The sequence below is a fragment of the Moritella sp. genome, assembly GCF_033791185.1.
Lineage (GTDB): Bacteria > Pseudomonadota > Gammaproteobacteria > Enterobacterales > Moritellaceae > Moritella.
Window position 1 is genome coordinate 1 of the sequence record NZ_JASJHF010000318.1, and the last position, 13010, is coordinate 13010.

A 13010-nucleotide genomic window follows, 5' to 3' on the forward strand; every position below is an offset into this window, starting at 1 on the left:
TGAAAAAAAAGACGTCCGAGGACGTCTTTAATCAAGTATTTGGTGGGCCCTCCCAGACTCGAACTGGGGACCTGCCGATTATGAGTCGGATGCTCTAACCAACTGAGCTAAGGGCCCATTTCCAAGGAGCCAGAATGTAGCGCTATCGCAGTATTACATTCAAATCTTTCTTTTCAATCTATGATCGACTGAGGTGATGCATCTTACTTCATATTGGCTAGATTTTTAGATATTTAAATCCAGCCAATATATCTTTATCAAGGTGCTTAAAATGTCCCACCTTGTTGCACCCCTCATAAGAACCGAGAACCTGACGATTATGAGTCGGATGCTCTAACCAACTGAGCTAAGGGCCCTGATCTTTCAAACGTTCTTACGACGCTTTAAGATGGAGAAAGTATATAAGCATAGTTTCTGCGTGTCTAGGCCATATTCAATAACTTAGACAAGTAACCAGCTAACTGTTCAATTATTCATCTAAGACGTTACGTGAGTGCCCGCTGTTAATAAACTGGCAGGTAATTATTAATTTTATTGCAGGCATAAAAAAACACCTAATGTTGCCACTAGGTGTTCTTCATCACGCTTTCTGCATGTCTCGGCTATATTCAATAATCGAGACAAGAGCTGCTAGCTATTCAATTATTCGTCTAAGAAGCTACGTAGCTGTTCGCTGCGGCTAGGATGACGTAATTTACGTAATGCCTTCGCTTCAATCTGACGGATACGCTCACGCGTTACATCGAACTGTTTACCCACTTCTTCAAGAGTGTGGTCGGTATTCATATCGATACCAAAACGCATACGCAGTACTTTCGCTTCACGGGCTGTTAGGCCTGCTAGAACGTCGTCTGTCGCGCCTTTAAGGCTATCTTTTGTAGCAGCGTCAACTGGTAAAGAAAGCGTGGTATCTTCAATGAAATCACCTAAGTGAGAATCTTCATCATCACCAATTGGGGTTTCCATTGAGATTGGCTCTTTAGCAATCTTCAATACTTTACGAATACGATCTTCTGGCATCATCATGCGCTCAGCCAATTCTTCAGGCGTTGCTTCACGGCCCATCTCTTGCAGCATTTGACGTGAAATACGATTCAGTTTATTGATTGTTTCAATCATATGCACTGGAATACGGATTGTACGTGCTTGGTCAGCAATAGAACGCGTGATTGCCTGACGGATCCACCATGTAGCGTAAGTTGAGAATTTGTAACCACGACGGTATTCAAACTTATCTACGGCTTTCATCAGACCGATGTTACCTTCCTGGATTAAATCAAGGAACTGTAGACCACGGTTGGTGTATTTTTTTGCAATCGAAATTACTAGACGTAAGTTCGCTTCAACCATTTCTTTTTTCGCACGGCGGGCTTTCGCTTCACCAATGCTCATACGACGGTTGATGTTTTTGATCTGTGAAATAGACAGACCAGTTGTATTCTCTACTAATTTCAGCTTGTTGATGCAACGACGCACGTCAAAGTCGATACGTTGTAATGCTTGGGCATAAGGTGCTGCTGATTTTTGTGCTTTTTCGAACCAAACGAAATCAGTTTCGTTGCCAGCAAATGCTTCAACGAACGCTGCTTTTGGCATTTTGCAGTGTTCAACACACATCTTGATTACAAGACGCTCTTGAACACGTACGTGATCCATCATGTCACGCATGTTATTTACAATGCGATCAAACTGTTTTGGGATCAGACGGAAAGTACGGAATACTTCACTTAGCAGTTCAACTTGTAGGCGCGTTTTCGGGTGTTCTAAACCGTCTTCTTTAATGCCTTTAAGTAGTGCTGTGTGAAATTTACGTAGTTCTGCAAATTTTTCGGCTGCTTCTTCAGGATCAGGGCCTTTGTTGACCTCTTCCTCTTCTTCGTCATCATCAGTACTGTCATCAGACTCAAGCTCTTTGCTTGGTAGTTCAGAGCCAATATGTGTTGCTGTTGGTGCTACATCGTCCGCATTTGGATCGATGAAACCAGTGATGATGTCACTTAAGCGTGTTTCTTCAGCAAGGAACTTGTCATATTCAGCTAATAACGAATTAATTGCTTCTGGGTATTCTGCTACCGCAGTTTGAACTGCGTAGATACCTTCTTCAATACGTTTTGCAATTTTGATCTCGCCTTCACGAGTCAATAGCTCAACAGTACCCATCTCACGCATGTACATGCGCACTGGATCGGTAGTACGACCAATTTCAGACTCTACAGAAGCAAGCGCTGCTGCTGCTGCTTCTGCGGCATCGTCATCAGGTGCTGATGTATTTTCTGCCATCAATAGGTCATCTGCATCAGGTGCTGTTTCTAGCACTTGAATACCCATGTCATTGATCATTTGAATAATATCTTCAACCTGATCTGAATCCACGATATCCTGTGGTAAATGATCATTTACTTCCGCATAAGTTAGGTAACCTTGTTCCTTACCTTTAGCTACAAGAAGTTTTAATTGTGATTGAGGGGATTCCATAGAATACTTCCACTCCGGTGACGTGGTTCAAAGATACAGACGCAAAAGCACTGCGCAAACAAAGCAGTATAGTACTAAACGGTGCTTTTTTCTACTTGTTGGTATAATTATGTGGTTAAAATGCGCGTAATTCTAACTGTTATCACGTTATATTAGGCGAAAACTTTTAACTCAGTGTTTGAACCGATTTAATTCGACTCTTTTTGTTAGTACTGTAAATGGGGTTTAATGGATCACATTTCAAGCCATTATGATGATTTTAATTCATCTAAAATGCTTTTATACTCCAAACGTTCAGATTTAGTTAAACCACCTTGCGCTAATTTTAATTGTAGTTCACCGAAACGTTGTTCGATGACTTGGGTGGAAAGAACAAATAAAGTATCGAAAAACTCGGCTTCAACCGCTTCATCTGCGCCATGATCCCAAACAGCCAGTTTTATCAGTGCTTTCTGCTCTGGGGTATCGCGCCAATATTCTAATAATTGCGCGGTACTGATCTGATCGCTACTATTTGTTTGTTCTAACAATTTTAATAAAATATTAATGCCTGGTAATTTTAATTGCTGCAAATCATCGAAGATTGGTAGGTTAAAACCAATATGCGGGTTTTGCAATAATAATCCAATAGCACGGCGTATAGGTGTTATTTGGATCGCTTTTTTGGTGGGTTTAGCCGTTGCAATGGTGGTAAATAGTTTATTTAGCTTAGCTTCATCCCAACCTAAAAATCGCGCTAATTTTTTTAATACGATGCCACGATAGAAACCGTCAGGCATTTTTTCAATCAGTGGCTTGGCTTGGCTCGCTAATTTACTGCGTCCGGCATCGGTTAGGGTTTCGATATCTTGGCTTAACCTACTGAATAGAAAATCCGGTAGCGTCTGCGCATCTTTAAACAGCTGCTCAAGCGCGTCTTTACCTTGGTTACGGACTAATGAATCAGGGTCTTCACCGTCAGGTAAAAACACAAATTTCAGATCTTTACCATCACGTAATTGGGGTAGAGCATTTTCTAGCGCACGCCATGCTGCATCACGACCAGCCTTATCCCCATCGTAACAACAAATAACTTCATTGGTATTGCGGAACAGGGTCTGCATGTGATCGCCTGACGTGGATGTCCCCAATGAGGCCACCGCATAGTCAATGCCGAACTGGGCTAAGGCCACCACGTCCATATAACCTTCAACCACAACAATTTGTGGGATCTCTTTATAAGCTTGGCGTACTTCGTATAAACCATAAAGCTCTTTGCCCTTATGGAATATCGGTGTTTCTGGTGAATTGAGGTATTTGGGTTTCTCATCACCAAGTACACGGCCACCGTAGCCAATCACACGGCCTCGTTTATCACGAATAGGGAACATGACGCGTTCACGAAAACGATCATAGCGACGCGATTGTCCTTCGTTCTCGATTAACACACCAGTGGTAAGCAACTGCTCTTCGGTATGCTTATCACGACCAAAGCGTTTTAATACGTTATCCCAACCCGGAGCGGCGTAACCAATGGCGTATTTATTAATAACCTCGGCAGACAATCCACGTTGTTTGAGGTAATCATTAACGACTTTTTTATTTGGGTGTTCTTTTAACTGGTACTGATAGAAGCGGGTAACACTTTCTAATAGTTGGTAATAATCTTTACGTTCGGGTGCGCTTGGCCCCTGAACACCGCCTTCTTCTCTAGGCACATCAACACCGTAAAAACCGGCTAGATCTTCAATGGCTTCGACAAACTCAAGGTTGTCGTACTCCATCAAGAAACCAATGGCGTTACCGTGCGCACCACAACCAAAACAATGGTAGAACTGTTTGTCTTGGCTAACAGTAAATGAAGGGCTTTTCTCATTATGGAATGGGCAGCAAGCATGGTAGTTCTTACCGGCTTTTTTGAGCTTTACGCGTTTTTCGACGATATCTACGATATCTGCTCGACCTATCAAGCCATCGATAAAGTCGCGAGGTATTCTACCGGCCATATGTACCTAACTAATGAGTATGAGGATTGTTAACTATTAACAATAGTAATGACAATTACAGTAAATAAATGACTCATGGTGTGAGTAAATCAGTTATGTGCTGTGATCGTTACAAGACTAGCGTAATAAATTTTATTAGTGTTGAAAGCAAACAAGCCGTGACTCTAGGAGTTCACGGCTTGTTAATAGGCGTTATCGGCAATGATTAAGTCAGAGACTTGCTCACTGAAATAGGCCTAGAATGCATACAGTAGTTATACTAATAGGGATTAGTATAGACGTACGCGACGTGCATTTTCACGAGACAATTTCTTAGCTAGACGCTTAGATGCTGCTGCTTTAGCACGTTTACGAACTGTAGTAGGTTTTTCGTAATGCTCACGACGACGTACTTCAGATAAGATACCTGCTTTTTCGCAAGAGCGTTTGAAACGACGTAGTGCAACGTCAAACGGTTCGTTTTCACGTACTTTAATTACTGGCATGTTTTCTTCCAACCTTGAGGTTCAATGGTTCCAAGTTATCTGGAACCTAAAAATATTTTTATAGTAATTCTATAAAAATGGTGCCGAATTGTACTCTAGAACACGATTAAATGTAAAGCGCAATAATTTGGCGCTGGAGAAAAAAGCACAGCGCAGGTACTATTGAGCTGTCATGTTTAAGGTGAATAAATAAAATGCGCGTAATAGGAATAGAAACATCATGTGATGAGACTGGCATTGCAATCTATTGTGATGAACAAGGGCTAATGGCTCATCAACTTTATAGCCAAGTAAAACTACATGCCGATTATGGCGGTGTAGTACCGGAATTAGCGTCACGTGATCATGTGCGTAAAATTATTCCACTGATTAAAGCCGCATTAGTAGAAGCGGGTTGTACTAAAGATGATATCGACGGTATTGCTTATACCACGGGCCCTGGTTTAGTCGGCGCATTGATGGTCGGAGCGACGGTTGGTCGTAGTATCGCTTATGCATGGGACATCCCGGCATTGGGGGTTAATCATATGGAAGGTCATATGCTAGCGCCTATGTTAGAAGAAGAGACCCCTGACTTTCCTTTTTTAGCGATGTTGGTATCGGGTGGTCACACTCAGATTGTACGCGTTGATGGGCTTGGTCAGTATACCTTGTTAGGTGAATCTGTTGATGACGCTGCTGGTGAAGCATTTGATAAAACGGCGAAATTACTGGGTCTAGATTATCCTGGTGGTCCTCGATTATCGGCATTAGCGGATAATGGTGTCGCGGGACGTTATAAGTTTCCACGTCCAATGACTGATCGTCCGGGCTTAGATTTTAGTTTTTCAGGTTTAAAAACATTCGCGGCAAATACCATTGCCAAAGAAAAGAAACTTGCCGAAGAAGCGGGAGCGGATGGCGTTGATGAACAAACGCGTGCGGATATCGCGTTTGCATTCCAAGACGCGGTCGTTGATACCATTTCAATTAAGCTAAGACGTGCAATCAAAGAAACTGGCATTAAACGTCTGGTGGTTGCTGGTGGTGTTAGTGCTAATAAATACTTGCGCATTAAACTTGCGGAAATGATGGATAAGCAAAACGGTGAAGTATTCTATCCGCGTATTGAGTTCTGTACTGACAATGGTGCGATGATCGCTTATGCCGGCTTACAACGTCTCCGTCACGGCGGTGATGATAGCCTTGAGATCTCAGCGCGTCCACGTTGGCCATTAGATCAAATGGATGCGATATAAGTCATAACTATTTGATTTTTTAGTTGTCATCTCTACCAATATAGGTAAGTGTGAATAAAATAAACCAGACTATTGGTAGCGAGTCTGGTTTTTTTATAACTGCGATTGGGTGCGCGAGGATAGTTGGCAACATACTATTTTAAATTATAATACGATATATTATCTAAACACTTTTTAGGGATAAGTTAATCATGAAAATAGCAGCATTAAAAATGGCCGTGTTAGGCGGTGTAATCGCTTTATTATCAGCATGTTCGAGTCAAACTAGTATTGATAGTGACTTAGATATTAGCGGTGCCCCAGATTGGGTTAATATTGGTACCCAAACCGTTGATGACGATTCTGGACGTTTATTACACGGGGTGGGCATGTCAAATGCCATCGCTGACGAATCTTTACAAAAATCTGTCGCTGATAACCGTGCGCGAGCTGAAGTTGCGCGTATCCTAGCAACGTCTGTTGATGCGATGCAGGCTGATTACACGGCGGCATCGAATGGTGAAGTGAGTGCTAATGTTGAACGTGAAATTAAAGCGAAAACCAAACTTGCGCTTAATGGCGTTAAAATTATGGGGCGTTGGAAAAACACGGATAATGGCGATATTTATTCTTTTGCTGAGTTAGATCTGTCTGATCTTGAGGCGGCGATCAAACGCGCAACAGCATTAGCAGCACAACAATAATAAAATAATTGTGCCGATAAAACGGTATTAAGTGTATCTAGTTAAATTTACAAAGGAAATTACCAATGAATAAGCTGTTGAAATTAGTTGTAGGTTCGATCTTAGCATCGACATTGCTAGCGGGTTGTAGCACCTCGGTTGAACGTGTAGACGCGGGACAAACCATTGACTTAAGCGGTGCGTGGAACGATACCGATTCACAAATGGTCGCGCAAGAGATGATTAGTGATGTGTTAGCACGTCCTTGGTATAACAAATTCACTGCAAAAACGGGTAAATCACCTGCCGTGATCGTGGGTACCGTACGTAACTTAAGCCACGAGCACATTAATACTAAAACGTTCGTTAACGAAATGGAACGCGAATTAATTAATAGCGGTCGTGTTGAGTTTGTAGCATCAAGTGACGAACGTTCTGAGATCCGTGAAGAGCGTATTGACCAAGATTTAAACTCGACTGAATCAACGCGTAATGCAGCTGGCCAAGAACAAGGCGCGGACTTTATCTTAAAAGGTCAAATCAATACCATTATTGATACGGCGGATAGCGACCAAGTACGTTATTACCAAGTTGACTTAAGTCTTATCAGCTTAGCGGATAACCGTAAAGTATGGGTAGGTCAGAAGAAACTGAAGAAATTAGTGTCTAACGGTAAACTACGTTATTAATAGGTCATGATGAAAGCTGTATTAACATTTTTACGCTCGCGACGTTATCTCGCTGTCATTGCTTTTAGTTTGTTGCAAGGCTGTTCATTGCAGCAGCATCAGCTTAATGATTTGGCACAAACATTAGATAACGGTAATGCGAGTCAAGTATTGACCGAGGTTTCGCTGCGGGAATATCCCGAGCGTGACTTCGCTCAATATAAACTGACATTAGGTTTACTCCGTGCCGTTAATGGTGATTTTGCTGGCGGTATTAGTGAATTACAAGCCGCTAAAGTTGAAATAAATCTGTTACAAGCACTCAGTGTGACTGAAAACGTTGGCGCGGTAACTGTAAACGAAACATTACGCAGTTATACCAGCACTGCTAGCGAACGAATGTTATTACAGCAGTTATTGATCTTATCTTATTTGATGGAAGATGATCTTGATGGTGCTCGGGTTGAAGTATTGCAAATGCAAGAATTGGCCAAAAGCTTGCCAGATAATGGACTGTCGGGATTAGTATCAAGTAGTTATTACTTGGGTGGATTGGTGTATGAATTAGGTGATGAAACCGATAATGCCATGATCAGTTATCGCCAAGCTTACCAAGTAATGCAAACCAGTAAAGTCGTGATACCGCTGGTATTGCAAGACAGCTTATTGCTTGCGTCTAAGCAATTAGGTCTCAGATCTGAGCATGCTAAGTATGTGAAAGAGTTTGGCCATGACGTAAAAGCGCTTGATCGTGATAAAAGCCAATTGGTCTTAGTGTATTGGGGTGGTGTCGTCTCGGCAAAGCAACAGCAATACATGAGTGTATACGCACCAAGTTTGGGTTATAACATTTCCTTGGCATTACCTTACTATGCGACAAATTATGTTAAACCAGTACCTTGGCGTTTTAGCGTATTAGGTAAAACGGCCGAAACTGAAATTTTTGATGATGTAAATTTATTAGCTCGTGCTGATCTCGAAGCCGAATCGGCAGCGATTTACGCGGCGGCACTCGCACGGGTTATTATTAAACAAACGGCATTACACGAAGTGCAAAAAAAGGACGAGGACGGATTAGCGACCTTGCTATTGAATATTACCAGCATGGTCAGCGAAATGGCTGATGTTCGTAGTTGGAATATGTTACCAGCCAGTATTCAAGTACAACGTTTGACACTCGATCCTGGCACTTATTATTTACAACAACCGAGCCTAACTCAAGGTTTATCTGTCACCGATGTCATGCCTATCACTCCGGCATTAACAGCGCCAGATTTAGCCGCGCCAGAATTGCTTAATGCAACGGTAAATATCGCTGATGGTATGACAGGTAGCAGTGCCGATAGTAGTACAAAATCGGATAACGGCTTGAGTTTACCGCCATCGAAGATTGCCCTCGCAGATGCCGCAACTGTAGATGAACAGCTTATTGATAATGGTGATAGCACGTCTACCGTACCGACCTCTGTCGCTATGACTAATATTGGTAATGTGCCTAGAGTTGCTAGTGTGGCGCCAGCGCCTTTATTATTAAAACCAGGGAAAACTGTTTTACTGTTTTATTCGAGTGCGGCTAAAAAAGCATATACCCCCTCATCATCTTAGTTCTTACTGCGCCGCTTGCCCAGTGCTTTAATCTGGGTAAGAGCGTTAGTCACGGCTTGTTACAGGACACGACAACATGATAAATAAATTCTTTTCGATTAGTTTAATTTCTGCCAGCGCACTGTTGATGAGCGCGTGTAGCAGCACTCCTGAGCGCCCAACTTGGCTAGACGGCGCAGATGTTAACTATCCTGCTAATGTCTATTTAACCGCGTCTGGTCAAGCGCAAACAGCGAGTGTTGCCGACAATCGTGCATTGGCTAATTTAGCCAAAATATTTGAAGTCTCAATTGCTGATGAAAGTATTGATTTTAGTGAAGCAAGTATCAGCCAAAGTAATGTCAGTGGCAGTACCGTTCGTCAGGTCGATAATAAGCAAACCTTATCGCGTTTTGTAAATACCCAAGCGCAGCAAGTACTACAAGGCACCAGTATTGTCGAACGCTGGCAGGATCCGGTTTCTGGCCAGCAGTCTAGCCTCGCGGTAATGAAGAAAGGACCTGCGGCGGCATTATTCATGCAATCGATACGTGCAGCGGATGAGCAAACTAGCGCCGCAGTGAAGTATGCCGAGCTACAAGCACCAAACCCACTGATTGCCCTGAGTTCATTAGAAAGTGCCCGTGAGCGTCAAATCACACGCTTAAATGATAATAATAATCTGCGAGTGGTGACTGGCAATGACATCAATGTTGAATATTCGGTTGAAACCTTAACTCAGATGATTAAAAGTCGCTTAGCGGCATTAACGTTCGCCACGTCAGCAACCGATGAGCAAGCATTATTATCTTTGCAAAGCGGGGCCTCTGAAGTGGGTGTACAGCTTAAAGATGATAGCCAATACAAATTGGTGTTAACACTCGATAAAGGCGCTGCAGAGCAACGTCAGGCGTGGTATTGGTTACAGGGCAACATCGTCTTAAATGTCATGGACGGTAATACCAGCATTGCTAATAAACGCTGGCCATTTAAGATCTCGGCGCAAAGCGAGCAATTGTTAGAGCAGCGACTTGCGGTGAAGTTGAATGCGGAGTTAGCGGGTTATGTTTATCAAGTATTAACCCCGGAACTGTAATCACTGTAGACTTTATTCTAGCGATAAAAAAGCCAGCCCTGATAAATCAGGGCTGGCTTTTTATTACATTACGTAAAGGCAATTACGCTTAGTTCATGCCGTAACGTTTTAGTTTCTTCCGAAGAGTACCACGGTTGATGCCCATCATCACAGCTGCACGGGTTTGGTTACCACGCGTATACTGCATAATGATATCTAGCATTGGCGCTTCAACTTCTGCTAATACCAAGTCATAAAGGTTTTCTACGTCTTGGCCATTTAATTGTGCAAGGTAATTTCGCAGTGCTTGTTGGACAGAATCACGTAATGGTTTCTGTACAATTTGCTCAGCTTGTTGCACGGTTGCAGAAGTTGTTAAGGCACTAGGAGCCAGATTTTGTTCAAACATATATTGCTCTTCTCGTTAGCTTAGATCATCAAAATATTTCATTAATGCAAAGTGCTGTTCCGCAGAACTTTCCAATCCATTAAAGCTTTTACGAAACTCAACACCATTAGTCTGGTGTTGTATGTACCAACCGACGTGTTTGCGCGCAAATCGAACGCCTTTAAACTCACCGTAAAACTGGTGTAGGTTTTCGACATGTTGCAAAATGACTCGGCGAACTTCATCAGCAGTTGGTACGGGTAATTTTTCACCTGTTTTAAGATAGTGATTTATTTCCCGAAAAATCCAAGGGTTACCTTGAGCTGGACGTCCGATCATCAGACCGTCAACCCCCGTGTACTCAAGTACCTGTTTAGCTTTTTCTGGGCTATCGATATCACCATTTGCGATCACAGGTATGCTAATGCTAGCTTTAATCGCTTTTATAGTGTCGTATTCAGCCATGCCTTTGTACAGGCAAGCGCGAGTACGACCATGAACCGCGAGGGCTTGAATTCCAGCTTGCTCGGCGATTTCAGCTATCTCTACACCGTTGCGATTTTCTGGATCCCAACCGGTACGTATTTTTAGTGTTACTGGCACGTCGACAGCGTTGGTCACGGCATCTAAGATCAGCTTCACTTGAGCCGGGTCTTGCATCAATGCAGAACCCGCCATTTTTTTATTTACTTTTTTCGCAGGACAACCCATGTTGATATCAATGATCTGCGCACCATTTTTTACATTGTGTTGCGCAGCTGCAGCCATCAACTCTGGATCTGCGCCCGCTATTTGCACGGAACGGATCCCGGTTTCGCCAGCATGATCCATGCGCTGTTGCGATTTTTCTGAAGACCAAACTCGAGGGTTACTCGATAACATCTCTGACACAGCCATACCAACACCCAAATCACGACAAAGTTGACGGAAAGGACGATCGGTTACACCAGCCATTGGAGCCAAGAATAATTGGTTATCCAGAAGATAAGGACCTATTTTCATCTGTCGTGGCTCATTTGCTCTAAGGCGGCGTATGTTACGCATTTTTCGCCTGAGTTAAAAGGTTAATAATTAGACTATTGAATATTTTTTTAGTTGAAATCATTAAATAGTAAAAAAAACACCTCTAAATCAAATTATAACAACAGATAATCGAGCTAAATTGCTTATTATTCAATTTTCACTCAGCTTAAGTGAAAAATTAGGATAGCTTGCATTTTAGCCTGATTAATTGCTGTTCGCACGTTTTTTGCGTGATTAACGTTTATTTAATCTACACACCCCAAGTTTTATAATTAAGTTATGTAGAGTAAACAGGATTGTTAATTTATTTTATTTGGCCGTTTAAACGCGCCCATTCATCCGTGTATGTTGGTTCTTCCATTATGCAGTGTTGGCGATAGATTTCATTCAACTCGTCTGCTTGGTGATCCAAAATCCCCGATAATGCCAGTTTACCGCCGGGTTTTAAGAAGCTTACGATAAGACCTGATAGCTCACGTAGTGGCGCTGCAAGGATGTTGGCAACCACGACATCGGCTTTGATACCTTCAGGTTGATCAGCGGGTAGATAAAGTTCAATTTGGTCAGCAACGCCATTACGTTCTGCGTTATCACGACTTGCAAGGATCGCTTGTGGGTCGATATCAACACCAATCACACGCTTCGCGCCTAATTTAAGTGCCGCAATTGCTAAGATGCCAGAACCACAACCGAAATCGACCACGGTTTTGCCCTCTAAATCTTGGCCATCTAACCATTTTAGACATAATGCTGTTGTTGGGTGAGTACCGGTACCAAATGCTAAACCTGGGTCTAACATTACGTTAACTGCATTTTCATCCGGAACTGGACGCCAGCTTGGGCAGATCCATAAGCGTTCGCCAAACTGCATTGGGTGGAAGTTTTCCATCCATTCACGTTCCCAATCTTTATCTTCGAGTAATTCTAATTTATAGCGGAAATCTGGACCTAATACCTTGGTTTTTGCTAAAAAAGTTAAGATTGGCTGCATGTCTTTGTCTGCATCAAACAGACCCGTTACATCGGTATCACCCCAAAGCAGAGTTTCACCCGGCAGTGGTTCAAAGATTGGTGTATCTTGTGAGTCCATAAATGTTACAGCACTTGCTCCTGCACCAGATAGCATGTTGCCTATCTTCTCAGCTGTTTCTTCGTTAGCATTAATTTTTAATTGGATCCAAGGCATCGACTTTCTCTCATTTATTTCGTGGGCGTAATTGTACGCATCTAAGCCATAAGACACCATCGGTATGTGCTAATTAAATGAATATTTATGCTTTTTATACTGGCGTTCAGGGCCGATGAACATCACCAATTGTGAGTTTATTGGTAAGTTGTGATTAAAAATAGTTTAACACTGGCGTAGTTATCGACCAATATATGCGTTATAGTTTGGCTTTGTTTATGCATTGTTATTTTTCGACATC

11 protein-coding genes and 1 tRNA gene are annotated in these 13010 nt (G+C 42.5%); 5 read left to right on the top strand and 7 right to left on the bottom strand.

The annotated features are described in order from the left end of the window. Window positions 1-40 precede the first annotated feature (40 nt). The 4 genes from QNK26_RS18115 to rpsU all read right to left on the bottom strand — a co-directional run bounded on the left by QNK26_RS18115 (window position 41) and on the right by rpsU (window position 4945). A tRNA-Ile gene (locus QNK26_RS18115) sits at window positions 41-117 on the bottom strand. 525 nt (window positions 118-642) lie between these two features. Then, window positions 643-2475, bottom strand: coding sequence for an RNA polymerase sigma factor RpoD (gene rpoD, locus QNK26_RS18120; protein ID WP_319225477.1), 1833 nt, complete (start codon window positions 2473-2475; stop codon window positions 643-645). 248 nt (window positions 2476-2723) lie between these two features. Beyond that, on the bottom strand, window positions 2724-4460 hold the full coding sequence (gene dnaG, locus QNK26_RS18125; protein ID WP_319225479.1) for a DNA primase: 1737 nt from the start codon (window positions 4458-4460) through the stop codon (window positions 2724-2726). 269 nt (window positions 4461-4729) lie between these two features. Continuing rightward, the gene (rpsU, locus tag QNK26_RS18130) at window positions 4730-4945 is read right to left on the bottom strand and encodes a 30S ribosomal protein S21 (protein WP_006032380.1); all 216 of its coding nucleotides are present in this window, start codon (window positions 4943-4945) and stop codon (window positions 4730-4732) included. 194 nt (window positions 4946-5139) lie between these two features. On the opposite strand from rpsU, the gene tsaD reads away from it, so the two are divergent. From tsaD to QNK26_RS18155, 5 genes are all read left to right on the top strand, one after another. Next, window positions 5140-6183 (top strand): tRNA (adenosine(37)-N6)-threonylcarbamoyltransferase complex transferase subunit TsaD, encoded by a 1044-nt coding sequence (gene tsaD, locus QNK26_RS18135; RefSeq protein WP_319225482.1) that lies wholly within the window; start codon window positions 5140-5142, stop codon window positions 6181-6183. A 191-nt stretch (window positions 6184-6374) separates the two neighbouring features. Beyond that, window positions 6375-6866, top strand: a complete 492-nt coding sequence (locus QNK26_RS18140; protein ID WP_319225484.1) for a hypothetical protein — start codon at window positions 6375-6377, stop codon at window positions 6864-6866. A gap of 65 nt (window positions 6867-6931) precedes the next feature. After that, on the top strand, window positions 6932-7534 hold the full coding sequence (locus QNK26_RS18145) for a penicillin-binding protein activator LpoB (RefSeq protein ID WP_319225485.1): 603 nt from the start codon (window positions 6932-6934) through the stop codon (window positions 7532-7534). Window positions 7535-7540: 6 nt separating this feature from the next. Next, entirely contained in the window at window positions 7541-9118 is a 1578-nt protein-coding gene (locus QNK26_RS18150) for a hypothetical protein (RefSeq protein ID WP_319225487.1), read from the top strand. A 76-nt stretch (window positions 9119-9194) separates the two neighbouring features. Continuing rightward, a complete protein-coding gene (locus tag QNK26_RS18155; RefSeq protein ID WP_319225488.1) occupies window positions 9195-10193 on the top strand; it encodes an LPP20 family lipoprotein in 999 nt (332 codons plus the stop codon). 88 nt (window positions 10194-10281) lie between these two features. Here QNK26_RS18155 and fis read toward each other — a convergent pair whose 3' ends face one another. The 3 genes from fis to prmA all read right to left on the bottom strand — a co-directional run bounded on the left by fis (window position 10282) and on the right by prmA (window position 12769). After that, entirely contained in the window at window positions 10282-10581 is a 300-nt protein-coding gene (fis, locus tag QNK26_RS18160; RefSeq protein ID WP_006032374.1) for a DNA-binding transcriptional regulator Fis, read from the bottom strand. Window positions 10582-10596: 15 nt separating this feature from the next. After that, entirely contained in the window at window positions 10597-11562 is a 966-nt protein-coding gene (gene dusB, locus QNK26_RS18165; protein ID WP_319225491.1) for a tRNA dihydrouridine synthase DusB, read from the bottom strand. Window positions 11563-11887: 325 nt separating this feature from the next. Continuing rightward, a complete protein-coding gene (prmA, locus tag QNK26_RS18170) occupies window positions 11888-12769 on the bottom strand; it encodes a 50S ribosomal protein L11 methyltransferase (RefSeq protein ID WP_319225493.1) in 882 nt (293 codons plus the stop codon). Window positions 12770-13010: the final 241 nt, after the last annotated feature.